This is a genomic window from Streptomyces sp. NEAU-YJ-81, from assembly GCF_017592595.1.
Lineage (GTDB): Bacteria > Actinomycetota > Actinomycetes > Streptomycetales > Streptomycetaceae > Streptomyces > Streptomyces hygroscopicus_B.
On sequence record NZ_JAGFNO010000011.1, the window covers coordinates 108,563 to 124,520 of the forward strand.

Sequence of the window (15,958 nt, forward strand, 5' to 3'; positions counted from 1 at the left end):
GGTTCAGTCCTCGGCCAGGACCACGACCGTATCGCCCTCCTCCAGCGTCAGCGGCGCTGTCTTGGACGGGTTGAGGTGGACGCCGTAGAGCGGTGGCTCATCGCTCTGCCGGGCCAGCCGGTAGCCGATGGCCGTCTCACCGCGCTGGCGGGCGGCCTCGATGACGGTGGCGAAGTTGGCCTCCGCGCCGGGTATCAGATAGCTGGGCGCGGGTTTGAGATAGATCTCGGAACCCTCTGGGTCGAAAAGGTCGGCGAAGACCGCGTACAGATGGCGGTTCTCGGTGAGCTGGGTCAGCAGCAGGCTGATCACCTTGGTGGAGACGATGAAGTCGTCGGCCTTGGTGACCTGCGCGACCTCGCGGTTGGCGTCGTCGTGCATCTCGGTGACGATCGAATACGGATCGCCGAGCTGGATCTCGATGTCGCGCAGATGGAGCAGGGTGACCAGGGTGCGGTCGTCGGACCGCCCGGGGTCGATCCCGTCGTCCGTCAGCACCACGATATGGCGGTAGCCGTCCAGCCCGAGTGTCTCCAGCGACGGGCGGCGGGTGGGCTCGCAGTGCTTGAAGCCGACCGTGAGGTTCTTCAGCTCCCGGTTCGCCTCCTCCCGGGGCGGGCGCGGGGCGGCGATGTCCACCACCGAGCCGGGTTTCACCAGGAGGTCGAGCTGCGCGATGATCTTCTCCGCGCGGGAGTTCCAGCCGATCAGCAGGGTCCGGTCCGGTACCGGCGGGCGGAACGCGGCCGCGGCCATCGCCGAGCGCGCGATCCGGGGCCGGGTGGCCGCCACCTTGATGAGCAGATCGTCCTCCGCGACCATCAGCAGCCGGTCCCCGCGCTCGATCACGGTGTCCATGGCGGGGTTGACCAGCGCCTCGCCGTCCGCGCGCTGCACACCGATGGGCACACCGAGCTCGAAGGCGTTCAGCGACTCCCCGTAGGTGGCGCCGGCCAATGTGGGCGCATGCCAGGGGTAGATCTCGTTGCCGATGAAGCTGAGCAGTTCGTTGAAGACGGTGGACAGACCGGACTGGCGGTGGGACTGCACGATCAGCCCGACCGCGATGTCATCGGCGTCGATCACCAGCGCGGTGTCCCCCGCGGCCAGCCGGGCGGCCGCCAGGTTCGCCGAACTCTGCACGGCGGCCACCACATTGGGCCGCGTCCCGGTCCAGGTGCGGCCGTTGAGCAGCAACAGCGTCTTGATGACGTCGATATCGCTGTCGTCCCCGATGGGAGAGAGCACCATGATGGCCTTGGCGCTGTCCGGGCTCACCAGCTCCAGGTCGCCGCGCTGGAGCGGATTGCCGGAGCGGCAGACCACCCGGGTCTTCCCGGTGTCCGGGATGCGGCGCCGGATCTCGTCCTCCATGTCGACCTTGTCCCGGTCGGCGAGGATCACCACACACGAGCGCCGCTCGCTCTGGTTGGCCTCCGCCAGCTCCGCTATCACCGTGAAGACCTGCTCCGACCAGCCCAGCACTATGGTGTGGCCATGCTCGATCAGCCGTGAGGTGCCCTTGCGAAGCTGCTGGATCCGGGCCTCCAGGCCGGTGGTCATCACACCGATCAGCGCGCTGACGATGAAGATTCCGCCGATGGTCACCGTGAGCATGAGGACCAGGAACAGCGGCCGGCCCGTGTCCCCGCCCATCGTGCCCGGATCGAGGGTCCGCAGCAGGCTCATCCAGACGACGCCGAGCCAACCGCCGTTGTCCTCGGTGTCCTTGTGGGCGAAGGCGACCACCACCGCGGAGACCAGGGTGATCAACGCCAGGGAGGCCAGCCCCAGCCAGCCGATCAGCGCCGGGGTGCCACGGTCCATCGTCCCGTCGAACCAGTACCGCAGCCGCTCCCGCAGCCTCTTGCGCATGCCGCATTCCTCCATAGCCCATCACGCCGCCGGGCCCAACGGCCCGTGGTGAGCGGCGCTTTACGCCATGAGGGTGTCGTCTGACCCCGCCTCAGCGCCAATCGGGCGCCGCCGGTGACCAGCGGAGCGTCCGTCCGGCGCTCCCCTTGGCGACCATGCGGGGAGGCGGGGTCAGCCGGGGATGTCGTCCCACTGGTCGAGGAGGTCCTCGCCCTCGGTGTCGGCCAGCGGGAGCATCGGGTCGGTCAGGGGCTGCTCGGCCCAGATGATCTTGCCGTTGGGAGTGTAGCGGGTCCCCCAGCGCAGCGCGTACTGGGCGACGAGGAAGAGCCCTCGGCCGCCTTCGTCGGTGGTGGCGGCGCGCCGCAGATGCGGGGAGGTGCTGGAGCCGTCGGCCACCTCGCAGATGAGGGTGCGGGCGCGCAGCAACCGGACGCGGCTGGGGGCGCATCCGTAGCGGATGGCGTTGGTCATCAGCTCGCTGAGGATGAGTTCGGTGGTGAAGGCGATCTCCTCCAGTCCCCATGCGGTGAGTTGCTCGGCGGCCTCGTTGCGGATGCGGGCGACCGCGGCGGGGTCGGAGGGCAGCTCCCATTCGGCGACATGCCCGGGGTCCAGCAGGTGGGTACGGGCGACCAGGAGGGCGATGTCGTCGCCGGGGTGGGCGGAGACCATGGTGTCGAAGACGCCCTGGCAGGTCTCCTCCGGTGTGCCGTCGGGCAGCCCGGCGAGGGTGGTGCGCAGGACGCCGAGGCCCTCGTCGAAGTCCCGCCCGTGGTCCCGGATCAGCCCGTCGGTGAACAGGGCCAGCCGACTGCCCTCGGGCAGCTCCAGCTCGACGGTCTCGATGGGTTCGCCGCCCAGGCCCAGCGGCGGGGCGAGGGGGATGTCGGGGAAGGTCACGGTGGAGTCCGGGAGGACCACCGCCGGGCCCGGGTGGCCGGCGCCCGCCACCGTGCAGCGGCCGGAGACCGGGTCGTAGATGGCGTACAGACAGCTGGCGCCGCTGATCCCCGGGGCGTCGGCGCCCGCGGCGGCCTGGTCCTGGTCGAACCGGCTGGCCAGCTCGTCGAGATGGGCGATGAGCTCATCGGGCGGCAGGTCGAGGGCGGAGAAGTTGTGCACGGCGGTGCGCAGCCGGCCCATGGTGGCGGCGGCGTGCAGTCCGTGGCCGACGACATCGCCGACGGCGAGGGCGACCCGGCCGCCGGGCAGGGAGATGACGTCGAACCAGTCGCCGCCGACCCCGGCCTGGGCGGGCAGATAGCGGTGGGCCACGTCCAGGGCGTCCTGTTCGGGCAGGCCCTGGGGCAGCAGACTGCGCTGGAGGGTGGCCGCCATGGCGTGTTCGCGGGTGTAGCGGCGGGCGTTGTCGATGGCGACCGCGGCGCGGGCGACCAGCTCCTCGGTGAGCGCCACGTCGTCCTCGTCGAACGGCTCGGACTGCTCGGAGCGCCAGAAGGTGGCGATACCCAGGGTGACGTCCCGGGCCCGCAGCGGGACGGTGATCATCGAGTGGATGCCGTACTTGACGATCTTCGTCGCCTGTTCGGGGTCCTGCTCCTGCCATCCCTCATAGGCCCGCAGATCCGCCTCGAGCACCGGCCGGCCCGCGCCGAAGCCCAGCGCCTGGGGCACGCCTCCGGCGTAGGTGATCATCTTGCCGACCCGCCACAGCGGATGGTCGGCCCGGATGCCACTGGTGGCGGTGCGGCGCATGGCGCTGCCCGCGGGCTCGTCGCCGCGCAGCACGGGGTCCACGAGGTCGACGGTGGCGAAGTCGGCGAACCACGGGACGCCGAACTGGGTCAGCTCCTCGGCGGTCCGCACGATGTCGAGGGTGGTGCCGACCTTCGAGCCCGCCTCGAAGAGCAGCCTCAGCCGCCGCTCCGCCACTTCGGCCTTGCCGGACAGCGCGCGCAGTTCGGTGGAGTCACGGAGCGTGGCGACGCTTCCCGACATCCCGCCGTCCCACCGGGTGGGGCGCTGGTTGACGGCGAGCAGCCGGTCCCCGGCCAGATGCACCTCGTCGGTGGCGACCCGGCCCGAGGCGAGCAGCTCGGCGGTGCGCGGCTCGAGGCCGAGCTCGGTGATGGGGCGGCCCTCGGCGTCCCGGGGCAGATCGAGCAGCCGGCCGGCCTCGTCGTTGGCGAGGACGAGGCGGCCGTGGCTGTCGACGATGAGCACGCCTTCGCGCACGGAGTGCAGGACGGCGTCGTGGTGCTCGTACATGCGGGTCATCTGGGCGGGGCCGAGCCCTCGCGTCTGGCGTCGCAGCCGCCCGCCGACCAGCGCCGTCCCGCCGGTGGCGAGCGCGAGCGCACCGGCGGCGGAGCCGAAGACCAGCGGCAGCTGGCGCTCGACCCGGCCGCTCACATCCGCGGCGGTCATTCCGGCGCACACCACACCGGCCACGGTGCCGTTGCCCCGGGGGATCGGGACGGTGGCCTGGACCTCGCGGCCGAGGGGCCCCTGCACGGACTCGGTGACGATCTTGCCCTTCACCACGGGCCGCCAGTCGGCGACGAGCTCCTTGCCGATGAACTCCGGCTTGGGGTGGGTGTAGCGGATGCCCTTGGTGTTCGCCACGACCACGAAGTCCAGATGCGCCCGCTTACGGGTCTCCTCGGCCCGCGGCTGCAGCTGGGCGGTCGGATTCTCCGCGCCCATCGCGGACGCGATCCCCGGGGAGGTGGCGAAGGTCTGGGCGACGGCGGTCGCGCGGCGGACGGCCTCCTGCTCGCTGTCGTTACGCGCCTGGAGGATGAGCGCCGTCGTCGCCGCGACGATGAGGAGGCCGACAAGCAGCACTTGAACAGCGAAAACCTGCCCGGCGATGCTGCGTACGCTCAAGCTGCGCATGCTCAAGAGCGAACGGAAGCGCTTCCGGGAGAGGGGGTGTGGGGCAGGTCTTGACCGACCGAAAACTCCGACCACGCACCCTTCCTACCATTTATCACCCTCGGACCGTGAAGCCTGGCGGCACACGATCGGGGACCGTCCCGGTCTCCGATACACATCGGCACGGTGTGTGGCGGCCCGGCCACGCATCGCTCACCGCGGCGCTCCTCGTCGAGCGTCACAGGTCATATCGGCCCCTCTACCACGGTCACACATCAAGCCGGTGGGCCACAGCCCGCATCGCCGCCCTCACGGCGTCCAGATCCACCCGCGCCCGGTCGGCCACCAGATAGAGAAAGACACCCTGGCGGGTGCGCTGGCTGAGCGGACGTATCAGGTGGTACTCGGTGTCCAGCGTGACCACGATGTCCTCGAGACGGTCCGGGTCGTAGCCGAGCAGCTCCAGAGTGGACAGCTTGGCCCGCATGACATCCGTGTCCCCGTAGGCCACCTTCTCCAGGTCCGGACCGCGCGGGGTCTGGACGGCGCCCAGGGTGATCCGGCTCAGATAGTCGACGAGCGAAGCCGCCAGCGCGCCCTCGCACTCCATCATCTCGCGCAGCGACTCCTCGATGTCGATCATCGCCCGTCGCCCTCCCGGGACCTGGAGATCATGTCCACATATTTCATCGTTGCACAGGGTCCGCCGACGCACCCCCGCGCGCGTCCGCTCCCCGGCGCCGCGTGCCCCACCCCGTGGTGGCGGGCCGCCGATCGTCCTATCCTGCGCACGCGTTGATCGACTTCGGATTGAATCGTTGCTTCCCGCTGGAGGACGCATGACCGTCGGCAGCACCCCGTCCCGGGCCGTGGTGGTGGGCACCGGCTCCCGGGCCCAGATGTTCACCGAGGCGCTGGCCCGCCGCCCGCAGCTGAGGGTCGCCGCACTGTGCGATCCGAACCCGGTGCGCATCGCCCACCACCAGCGGCTGCTGAAGGAGGCCGGCGAGCCGGAGGCCGCCGCCTGGACCCCCGAGGAGTTCGAGCGGCGACTGCGCGCGGACGATATCCAGGAGGTGGTGGTGACCTGCGTGGACGCGCTGCACGACGCGTATGTCGTGCCCGCGCTGCGAGCCGGCTGCCGGGTGGTCACCGAGAAGCCGATGACCACCGACGCGGCCAAGTGCCGTCGCATCCTGGAGACGGTCGAGGAGACCGGCAACCATCTGGCGGTCGCCTTCAACTACCGCTTCAACCCGGTGCATGAGGAGGTCCACCGGCAGTTGTCCGGCGGCGCCATCGGCGAGGTGCTCTCGGTGCACTTCGAATGGCTGCTGGACACCCGGCACGGGGCCGACTACTTCCGCCGCTGGCACCGCGAGAAGGAGCACAGCGGCGGGCTGATGGTGCACAAGTCCAGTCACCACTTCGACCTGGTCAACTGGTGGCTGGGGGCCCGGCCGCAGGAGGTGTTCGGCTACGGCCGGCTCGGCTTCTACGGCCGTGCGGCGGGCGAGCGCAGCGGCTACCGGCGCGAGTACGAGCGGGCGCACGGCGCCGCCGCCGCGCAGGACGACCCGTTCGCGCTGGAGCTCGCCGAGAACGACGCGCTGCGCTCGCTGTATCTGGACGCCGAGGGTGCGGACGGCTACCACCGCGACCGCAATGTGTTCGGCGACGGCGTCACCATCGAGGACGACATGGCGCTGCTGGTCCGCTTCGACACCGGCGCCACCATGACGTACCACCTGACCGCCTACTCCCCCTGGGAGGGCTACCGGGTGATGTTCAACGGCACCCGGGGCCGGCTGGAGCTGGAGGTCGAGGAGAGCAAGTGGCAGCCGTCGCTGCTGGGCACCTCCTCCGGCCGCGGCACCATCCACGGCGACCAGGCCCTGGCCAACGCGGGCGGTCCGCGGCTGGTGCTGCGGCCGCTGTGGGAGCCGCCGCGGGAGGTGGAGCTGCCGGCGTTCGACCACGCGGGACACGGCGGCGGGGACGAGCGGATGCTGGAGGTGCTGTACGGCCCGGTGGATCCGGCGGCGGCCACCGGGAAGGCCGCCGTGGACGCCTCGGACGCCTCACGCCGGCGGGCCACCGAGGAGGACGGGGCGCTGGCGCTGGTCACCGGGCTCGCGGCCAACCAATCGTTCATCAGCGGAAAGCCGGTGGCCACGGCGGATGTCGTGACGCTGTAGCCGGGGCGCCGGGTCCAACGCGGCTCATCCCGCCCGGGGTTGCGGCAGGATGAGCCGCATGGACACGGATGCGATCGAAACACCCCGGGCGCCCCTTTTCCGGGCCGCCCGGCACCGCCGAAGACGGCTGCTCGGCTCCCTCGCGGCGGCCGGTCTGCTCAGCGCATGCGGTACGCAGACCTCCTCGGGAGTCGCCGCGGTGCCCGACGAGGCCACCTCCCGCCCGTCGGGCCTCACCGTCTCCCCGGACACCACCGCGCCCACCGCCCCTGCGGTCTGCCCCGACTCGGGGGTGCTGCTGCGGGCCGCGGAGGCCAACGCGGCGATGGGGCTGCGGGAGCAGCAGATCGAGCTGGTGAACTGCGGCAGACGCGTCTATACGGTGAACGGCCACCCCTCCGTCCAGGTCCTCGACGCGGACCTGGAGCCGCTGGAGGTCACGGTCGGCCATGGGGCGTCGGGCATCGCCACCGTCGACGGCTTCGAGACGGCCACCGGGCCGGTGCGGCTGAAACCCGGTGAACGGGCGGTGATGCGTCTGCTGTGGCGGAATCTGGTGACGGACACGACGCGCCCCGCCGCCGACGGGCGCTATCTGCGGATCGCGCCGAACGGCGACGGAAAGGACGCGCAGACCGTGCCCGACCACGTCGACCTGGGCACCACCGGCAAGCTGGGCGTGAGCGCCTGGGCCCGCCCTGCCCCGGATCGTCCTGCCCCGGATCGTCCTGGCGCGGATCGCCCGGACGCCGGTTCGTGACACCCGCCGGTGGCGCCGTAGGTCCCGCGGCCCGTCAGCCCGGGGCGCCCAGCCGCTCCTCCGGCCGGTCGGCCGGATCGAGCCCCAGTTGCTGGGCGAGTCCCGCGGCCAGGGCCTCCAGGGTCGGATGCCGCCAGACGAAGTTGCCCGCGAGCTTGATGTTCAGCCCCGTCTCCAGGCGCACCCGCAGCTCCATGGCGAGCAGTGAGTCGAACCCCAGTGACCTCAGGGGGGTCTGCGGATCGAGGGTGGCGCTGCTGAGCCGCAGCACGGCACGGATATGGTCGGTCAGATAGGACTCCAGCGCGGTGCGGCGGGCCGGCCCCGCGGGGAGTGCGGCCAGCCGGGCGCGGATGTCGTCGGTGCTCTCCCGGGCGGCCACCGGAGTGTCCTCCCCGGGGAGGAGCGGGGCGAACAGGGCGGACCGGCGGCCGGCGGCGGGGATCCAGGTGGCCGGTTCGCCGGGGATCACACCGGTCTGCACCCGCCGGTGGGCCAGCAGGGCGCCGAGCGCGCCGAGCCCCTGCTCGGTGGGGATCGTCTGATAGCCGCGGTCGGCGAAGCCGGTGGCCACTCCGGTCTCGCCCCACGGGCCCCAGTTGACCGCGAGGGTGGGCAGGCCGTGTGCCGAGCGCCATGCGGCGAAGCCGTCCAGCCAGGCGTTGGCGGCCGCGTAGGCGCCCTGTCCGGCGTTGCCGAGCAGCGACGCCATCGAGGAGTACACCGCGAACCAGTCGAGCCGATGTCCCTCGGTGGCTTGGTGCAGCCGCCACGCCCCGGTGACCTTCGGCGCCCATACGCGGCCCAACTGGTCCTCGCGGATGTTGGCCACGGCCGCGTCGTCGAGGACCATCGCGCTGTGGACGACACCGCTCAGCGAGGCCCCGTCGGCGGCGGTGGCGGCGGCCACGAGCCGGTCGGCCGTGCCCGGGTGGCTGATGTCGCCGGTGACGACGGTGATCCTGGTGCCGGCGGCGGAGAGTTCGGCGAGCGTCCGCGCGGCGGCGCCGACCGGTGCGGTACGCCCGCTCAGCACCAGGTGGCCCGCGCCCTGCCGGGCCAGCCAGCACGCGGTGGCGAGCCCGAGACCGCCAAGGCCGCCGGTGACGATGTACGTACCGCTCTCGCGTACCGTCAGCGGTCCATCGGGCAGGACGGCGTCGACCTGGCCCTCCTGCGGGATGGTCAGCACCAGTTTGCCGATGTGGCGGGCGCCGGCCATCAGCCGGAACGCGTCGGTGACCTCCGCCAGCGGATAGGTGGTGCAGCGCAGCGGCTTGAGACGGCCCTCGGTGATCGCGGCGAGCACCTCGCGCAGCATTGCGGCGTACACCTGCGGGCGTGCCAGTTGCAGCTCCCTCAGGTCCACGGTGGAGAAGGTGATGTTGTGACGCAGCGGGGAGAGTCCGAGCGGGGCGTCGGAGAGGATGTCGCGGACGCCGAGTTCGATGAAGCGGCCGAACGGGCGCAGACACTCCAGCCCGGCCCGGATGGCAGATCCGGCGAGGGAGTTGAGCACGACGTCGACGCCCTCGCCTCTGGTGGCCTCCTTGACCTCGTCGCGGAAGTCCAGCGACCGGGAGTCCATGACGTGGGCGACGCCCATGGCCCGCAGGAAGCGCCGTTTCTCCTCGCTGCCCGCCGTGGCCAGCACCTCGGCGCCCAGCAGCCGGGCGACCGCGATGGCCGCGAGCCCGGTGCCGCCGGTGGCCGAGTGGATCAGCACCCGCTCCCCCGCGGTCACCTGGCCGACGTGGCGCAGCGCGTACCAGGCGGTGAGGAACGCGATCGGCAGCCCGGCGGCGGTGTCCGGGGCGAGGCCCTCGGGGAGAGGTGCGGTGCGGTCGGCGGGGACGACGGTGAACGATCCGAAGGCGCCGCCGTGCACATCGGCCGCCACCACCCGGTCACCGGCGCGGAGATGGTCGACACCGGGGCCGACCGCGCTCACCTCGCCCGCGCATTCGAAGCCGAGCCGGTAGCGGATGTTCTCGTCGCCGGGGAGCAGGCCCATGGCGGTGAGGACGTCGCGGAAGTTCAGGCCCGCGGCGAGCACCCGCAGCTCCACCTCACCGGGCCCGGGCCGGCGGCGGGGCGCGGTGGTGAGCTCCAGGCTGCCGAGGTCGCCGAGGCGGCCGGCGCGCAGCCGGAAGCCGTCGGTGCCGCAGCGCGCGGTGCGGGCGGAGGCGGTGGTGCGTTCGGTGTCGGTGAGGGGCGCGTAGTCGAGCTCGGCGGTGTAGCGGGCGCTGTCGCGCAGTGCGATCTCCTCCTCGTGGCCGTCGGCGAGGAGTTCGGCGGCGAGGGTTTCCGCGAGCTCGTCGGGGGCGGCCGGGTCGGTGTCCACCAAGGTGGCCCGCAGCTCCGGGTGTTCCAGGGCGAGCACCCGCAGGAGTCCGCGCAGCGGGCTCTGTCCGGGGTCGGCCAGGTCCCCGGGGGTCACGGTGCGGGCGCCGCAGGTGGCGGCGTAGAGGCGGGGCGGTTCGGGGAAGCGGGCGGTGAGCGCCTGGGCGGCGGCGAGCAGCCGGCGGGTGCGGCGCAGTCCGTCCTGCGCGCCGCCGTCGGCGGGGCGCGGGCCGCACAGGAGCACCACGGCGCGCGGCGGGTCTCCGGGGCGGGTGAGCCGGCTGGTGAGGGCGTCGCGGAAGGCGTCGAGCCCCTGGTCGGCCAGGGGCGTCTCCCACACCCGGGCGGTGGCGCCGGCGTTGCGCAGGGCGGCGGCCACCGGGCGGGCGGTGCCGTCCGCCTCTCCGACGATCAGCCATCGTCCCGGGGGCCGGGTGGCCGCGGGCCGGGTGGCCGCGGGCCGGGTGGCGCGCCGCCAGCCGACCTCGAGGAACCACTGGTCGACCTCGGCCGTGCGGTCCGCGGTGCTATGGACGATCCGCAGCCCGTCGACGGCCAGCACCGGCCGGCCGTCCGCGTCGAGCAGGCGGACGTGCCCGACGGTGGCCCCGGGGGTGGTCTCGGCGAGCCGGGCGTGGCAGTACACGGCGGTCTCGGGGTCGCCGAGGACACGTACGCTCTGCATCCGCGCGGGCAGCAGCAGCCGCCGGTCGTCCTCGTCGAGCAGCCCGGCGACGAGGAGTTGGGCGCACAGGTCGACGAGGACGGGGTGGATACGCAGACCGTGTCCGGGGGCGCGGGCGGCCTCGGGGATCCGTACCCGGGCCCAGAAGCTGTTGCCGTGGCGGGCGGCGGACACCTCCGTGATGCCCTGGAAAGCCGGTCCGTGTGCCACGCCCCGGGCCCGCAGATTGGCGTAGAGGGCGTCGGCCCCGACGGGCAGCGGATGGCGCAGGGCGAGGGTCCGGACGGAGGCGGCGCGCGAGCGCGACGGTGCGGCGAGTCTGCGGAGCACCGCGGTGGCCTGCCGCACCCAGGCGCCGTCCTCGTCGCGTCCGAAGATCTCGCATTCGGCGCGGTCGGCGGCGGCGAGGGTCACCGTGGTGGAGAGGTCGGTGCGGTCGGCGAGCCGCAGCAGTTCGCGGAAGTGCAGATCGGTGACCTCGACCTCCTCGGGCTCGGCGCCGAACACCTCGCAGGCGGCGGTGAGCGCGAGGGCGTAGGAGGCCGCGCCGGGCAGGACGGGGGCGTCGTGCACCCGGTGGTCGTCGAGCCAGGGCAGGGCCGCGGTGCCGGTGCGGGCGCGCCAGGAGTGGCGGACGGGTTCGCCGGGCATCTCCAGGTGCGCGCCGGGCAGCGCACCGGCCGGGCTCGCGTCGGGCGGGTCGGCGGAGGGCGCGGAAAGCGGGGCGTCGGCCCAGTGGCGGGTGCGGTCGAAGGTGATGGTCGGTACGTCGGCGAGGGCGGCGTCCGCGTACAGCACGGACCAGTCGACGGGGACTCCCGCGCAGTGCAGCGCGGCCAGCTGGGTCCGGAACGTGGTCGGCTCGTCCTCGTCGCGGCGGAGGGTGGGCAGGACGACGGGGTCCTCCACCAGACCGGCAAGACCGCGCAGGACGGGGTGGGTGATGACCGGGTGGGGTGATATTTCGACGTACACCAGGTGGCGGTCGGCCGCGGCGGCGGCGACGGCCGCGGAGAACCGGACCGGGTGGCGCAGATTGGCACACCAGTACTCGGCGTCGAAGGCGGGCGGGGTGTGCGGATCGTCGAGGACGGTGGTGTAGAAGGGCACGTCCGGGCGGCGGGGGGTGAGGTCGGCGAGGGCGGTGCGCAGATCGGCCAGGAGCGGGTCCACCTGGGGTGAGTGCGAGGCGACGTCCACGGCGATCAGCGCGGCGGGCACGGAGCGGGCCTGCCAGCCGGCGACGAGCCGTTCGACATGGGCGGTGTCCCCGGCCACCACGGTGGAGCCGGGTGCGGCCATGACGGCGACGGTGACCGCTGCCGCGGCGCCGCCGGTGTCGAGTTCGGCCTGTACCTCGTCGGCGCCGAGGCCCACCGTGGCCATGACGCCGTTCCCGGCGACGCGGGTGAGCAGGGCGGAGCGGCGGCAGATCACCTTGGCCCCGTCGGCCGGGGAGAGCGCCCCGGCCACCACGGCGGCGGCGACCTCGCCCATGGAGTGGCCGATGACCCCGGCGGGCTCCACCCCGTGGGCGCGCCAGGTGGCGGCCAGCGCGGTCTGCAGGGCGAACAGCACGGGCTGCACCCGGTCGCAGCCGGTCACCGGAGCGCCGGAGCGGACGATGTCGAGCACCGAGAATCCGGACTCGGCGGCGATGAGCGCGTCGGCCTCGGCGAGCGCCTCGGCGAAGGCCGGTTCGCTCTCCAGTAGCCGCCGTCCCATGCCGGGCCACTGGGAGCCCTGTCCGGAGAACACCCAGATCGGCCGGCGGGAGACCTCGGCGCCCACGGCGCCGGTGACCACGGCGGGGTGGGCCTGCCCGGTGGCGAACGCCCTTAGGGCGCCGACGAGTTCGGCGCGGGAGGCGGTGGTGACGCCGAGCCGTCCGCGGCCGGCGCCGCGGCGCAGCGCCAGGGTGTGGGCGATGTCGCGCAGCGGGGTGTCCGCGCCGTCGCCCTCCAGCCAGTCCGCCATCCGCCGCGCGGCGGATGGCAGCGCGGCCGGGGACCCGGCGGGGACGAGGAACACCTGCGGAACGGCGCGGGTGGCGGGCCGGGGCCGCCGCGGTGCGGGGCGGGAGGCGGGTGCGGGAGCGGCGGGGGGTTGTTCCAGCACCACATGGGCGTTGGTCCCGGAGAAGCCGAAGGAGGACACGGCCGCCAGCCGCGGGCCGGTGCGCACCGGCCAGGGGGTGAGCTCGCGGGGGATGAAGAGGCGGGTTCCGCCGGCGTCGATGGTGGGATTCCACCGGGTGAAGTGCAGATTGGGCGGGATGAGTCCACGGCCCAGGCACAGCACTGCCTTGATCAGGCCGGTGACCCCGGCGGCAGGCTCCAGATGGCCCAGGTTGGTCTTGACCGAGGCGAGGGCGCAGCGGTCGCGGCCGGTTCCGTAGACCTGGGCGAGGCTGGCGAATTCGACCGGGTCGCCGACGGGGGTGCCGGTGCCGTGGGCCTCGACCATCCCGACATCGGCGGGGTCGACCCCGGCGCGGCCGAGCGCCTCCTCGTACAGGGCGCGCTGGGCGGTGGCCGAGGGCGCGGCGAGCCCGTCGGAGTGGCCGTCCTGGTTGACGGCCGAGCCACGCAGCACGGCCAGGATCCGGTCCCCGTCGCGCACGGCGTCGGTGAGGCGTTTGAGGACGACGATCCCGCAGCCCTCGCCGCGGACGAAACCGTCGGCGGCGGCGTCGAAGGCGTGGCAGTGGCCGGTGTGCGAGAGCATGCCCATCCGGTCGAACGAGCGGGTGATCCGCGGCTCGAACATCAGGGTGACCCCGCCGGCCAGGGCCAGATCGCATTCCCCCGCGCGCAGCGCCTGGACCGCCAGATGGACGGCGACCAGGGAGGACGAGCACGCGGTGTCCAGGGCCACGGAGGGGCCGTGGAAACCGAGGAGGTAGGAGATCCGGCCGGTGGCGACGCAGTGCCCGTTGGCCAGGGCGGAGCCCTCCAGCTCGCGGGGGTGCCGGTCGAGCCGGTTCATGTAGTCGTTGTAGCTGAGCCCGGCGAAGACGCCGGTGGCGGTGGAGCCGAGCCGGTCGGGTGGCATCCCGGCGTGTTCCAGGGCCTCCCAGGCCACTTCGAGCAGTAACCGGTGCTGGGGGTCGAGGATGTCGGCCTCGCGCCCGGAGACGCCGAAGAAGTCGGCGTCGAAACCGGACACGTCGCGCAGATATCCGCCGCGGACGGGCGGCGCGGACTCGGGCCGGGCGGTCGTCGTGGGGTCGGCCGCCCAGAGCGCGGCGCGCTCGGCGGGCGGTTCGGCGACGGCGTCGCGTCCGTCGGCCAGCAGCCGCCACAGGGCGGCGGGCGAGTCGGTGTCACCGGGAAGCCGGCAGCCCATGCCGACGATGGCGATGCGGCCGGGGGAACGGCTGGGAGCGGGTGTGTGCTGGCTCATCGGGGTCTCCGTGGGTGGTGCTCGACCCGGGGTGGGGGCCGCGGGGGGCCGTGGGGTGGAGATCGCCGCGGGGGCGTACGGACTCAGGTGGTGTCCGGGCCGCCCAGCAGCATCGCGTGCTTCACGCCACCGATCTGGTAGTTGAAGCTGAGCGCGTGGTCGAAGGCGAGGGGACGGGTGCGGGTGCCGGGGACGGGGTCGAAGGGGAGCCCGTCCGCGGGCTGTTCGCAGTTGGCCGTGGGGCACACCTCGCCGAACTCCATCATCATCAGGGTCAGGGCGAGGCCGACGCAGCCGGAGGCCGCTCCGTGGTGGCCGAAGCATCCCTCCTGGGAGGACATCAGCACGGTGGAGTCGGGGCCGTAGAGCTCGCGGATGGTGTTGGCCTCAAGGGCGGTGACGGCGGCGCCGCCGTCGCTGGCGCCGTTGATGTACGGCACCTGCTCGATCCGCCATCGGTCGCCCAGGCAGAGGCGGACGGCCCTGGCGAGCTGCGCACCGGTGTCGTCGGCGGCGAGCGGGTTGGCCAGGCCGTCGCGGGTCATGGCGGCGGCGAGCACCTGGCCGTAGAGGTGGGCGCCACGGCGAGCGGCGTGCTGCCTGCTTTCCAGGATCACGGTGGCGGATCCTTCGCCGTGGTTGATGCAGTCGGCGCGCCGGTCGTAGGGGCGCATCAGGGAGTCGAAGGACGGCAGCAGATCGGGCATTCCGGCGGCGTCCATCCCGTCGTAGGCGTGCTGTGCGCCGCGCAGCAGCCGCTGCCCCTTTTCGATCAGGCCGACGTTGAAGACGTCGACGCCGGTCACCACCGCGAGGTCGGTCTCGCCGGTCGCGATGAGGCGGCGGGCGTTGCCGATCTGCACGGCGGCGGAGGCGCAGCCGCAGGACACGGTGAAGCAGGGGCCGACGGTCCGGGTCAGCGCACCCTGGACGACGGCCACATCGGAGGGGGACACGGCCTGTTCGGCCGCGACGAACATCTCCAGGGCGTCGAAGGTGGTGGTGGAGTCGGGGTCGATGCCGAGCAGGGCGAGATAGCTGTCCACATTGGCGTCCACGCTGCCGCGGCCGACGAGCAGGGCCGCCTCGGACAGATCACCGGCGGCCAGGTCGAGTTCGGCGTCGGCGCACGCCTCGACGAGAGAGACCAGGCCGTACCGGTGGGCGTTGGTGTAGTGGCGGGAGAAGAACTCGGGGATCTCGGGGAGTCGCTCCGCGAACTGCCCGGCGCTCAGGTGGACCGAGCCGTAGTGGCTGTCGAGCCGGTCGAGGACGGTGCGGCCCTGGGAGGCGATGTCCCACACCTGGGCCGCGGTGAAGACGGGTTCGGCGCCGCCCGGAAGGCAGAAGCCGAGGCCGGTGACGACGGCGTCCCGGGCGTTCCCGGCGCCGCCCGGAGCCGGGCGGGATGGGTCGTGGCGCGGGCTCATAACGCCCTGCCGGATCTGGAAAGAGTCATGACGGTGGCCCCTTTCGCTCACACCGGAGTACGGACCCGTCGGTACGGCGCGTCGCCGAAAGCGCGGTGGCACCGTCGGTGGGCCGGAATCCGTTCATCGGCGAATTCGGCGCGTACGGCGCGGCGTTGGGCGTACTCGAGGCCTTTCCCCGTTGGATGGTGAGTCGTCTCCGTTCGGGAGTCGCTCATCTTTCGGAAAGGACGGGTGGAATAGATGACGGTACGCCCAGGGAGACATGGGCCGGTAGGTGGTATCCGCATCAACGAGGTGGATTCGGCCGGTCCGGCGCACCACTCTTGTACCCCCGGAGCCCGTGCCGCGCGACCCCTGGAAAGAAGGGGCTCGCGCCCCGGTTCACGCCCCCCTCTGGTGGAATCTTTCTGAAAGAGCG

Annotated in this window: 7 protein-coding genes; 2 read left to right on the plus strand and 5 right to left on the minus strand. The window is 72.9% G+C overall.

The genetic code is table 11. The features are described from left to right. Nucleotides 1-3: 3 nt before the first annotated feature. From J5X86_RS24020 to J5X86_RS24030, 3 genes are all read right to left on the minus strand, one after another. Nucleotides 4-1,875, minus strand: a complete 1,872-nt coding sequence (locus J5X86_RS24020) for a potassium transporter TrkA (RefSeq protein WP_208518823.1) — start codon at nucleotides 1,873-1,875, stop codon at nucleotides 4-6. A gap of 171 nt (nucleotides 1,876-2,046) precedes the next feature. Next, nucleotides 2,047-4,737, minus strand: a complete 2,691-nt coding sequence (locus J5X86_RS24025; RefSeq protein WP_208518824.1) for a SpoIIE family protein phosphatase/ATP-binding protein — start codon at nucleotides 4,735-4,737, stop codon at nucleotides 2,047-2,049. Between the two features lie 247 nt (nucleotides 4,738-4,984). Continuing rightward, nucleotides 4,985-5,359, minus strand: a complete 375-nt coding sequence (locus J5X86_RS24030) for a hypothetical protein (protein WP_208518825.1) — start codon at nucleotides 5,357-5,359, stop codon at nucleotides 4,985-4,987. A 196-nt stretch (nucleotides 5,360-5,555) separates the two neighbouring features. Here J5X86_RS24030 and J5X86_RS24035 point away from each other — a divergent pair, with 196 nt between their 5' ends. Further along, complete coding sequence (locus J5X86_RS24035; protein ID WP_208518826.1) at nucleotides 5,556-6,914, plus strand: Gfo/Idh/MocA family protein; 1,359 nt, start codon at nucleotides 5,556-5,558, stop codon at nucleotides 6,912-6,914. Nucleotides 6,915-6,972: 58 nt separating this feature from the next. Beyond that, nucleotides 6,973-7,674 (plus strand): DUF4232 domain-containing protein, encoded by a 702-nt coding sequence (locus J5X86_RS24040; RefSeq protein WP_208518827.1) that lies wholly within the window; start codon nucleotides 6,973-6,975, stop codon nucleotides 7,672-7,674. A gap of 34 nt (nucleotides 7,675-7,708) precedes the next feature. On the opposite strand, the gene J5X86_RS24045 is transcribed toward J5X86_RS24040, so the two are convergent. Beyond that, nucleotides 7,709-14,107 (minus strand): type I polyketide synthase, encoded by a 6,399-nt coding sequence (locus J5X86_RS24045; protein WP_208518828.1) that lies wholly within the window; start codon nucleotides 14,105-14,107, stop codon nucleotides 7,709-7,711. 83 nt (nucleotides 14,108-14,190) lie between these two features. Beyond that, nucleotides 14,191-15,537 carry a beta-ketoacyl synthase N-terminal-like domain-containing protein gene (locus J5X86_RS24050; RefSeq protein ID WP_208518829.1) on the minus strand — a complete coding sequence of 449 codons (1,347 nt, stop codon included), beginning with the start codon at nucleotides 15,535-15,537 and terminating at the stop codon, nucleotides 14,191-14,193. Between the last annotated feature and the right edge of the window lie 421 nt (nucleotides 15,538-15,958).

Coding starts and splice junctions, on each gene's coding strand:
- J5X86_RS24050 (WP_208518829.1), bottom strand. CDS start 15,537: ATGAGCCCGCGCCACGACCCATCCCGCCCGGCTCCGGGCGGCGCCGGG.
- J5X86_RS24040 (WP_208518827.1), top strand. CDS start 6,973: ATGGACACGGATGCGATCGAAACACCCCGGGCGCCCCTTTTCCGGGCC.
- J5X86_RS24030 (WP_208518825.1), bottom strand. CDS start 5,359: ATGATCGACATCGAGGAGTCGCTGCGCGAGATGATGGAGTGCGAGGGC.
- J5X86_RS24025 (WP_208518824.1), bottom strand. CDS start 4,737: ATGCGCAGCTTGAGCGTACGCAGCATCGCCGGGCAGGTTTTCGCTGTT.
- J5X86_RS24035 (WP_208518826.1), top strand. CDS start 5,556: ATGACCGTCGGCAGCACCCCGTCCCGGGCCGTGGTGGTGGGCACCGGC.
- J5X86_RS24045 (WP_208518828.1), bottom strand. CDS start 14,107: ATGAGCCAGCACACACCCGCTCCCAGCCGTTCCCCCGGCCGCATCGCC.
- J5X86_RS24020 (WP_208518823.1), bottom strand. CDS start 1,875: ATGCGCAAGAGGCTGCGGGAGCGGCTGCGGTACTGGTTCGACGGGACG.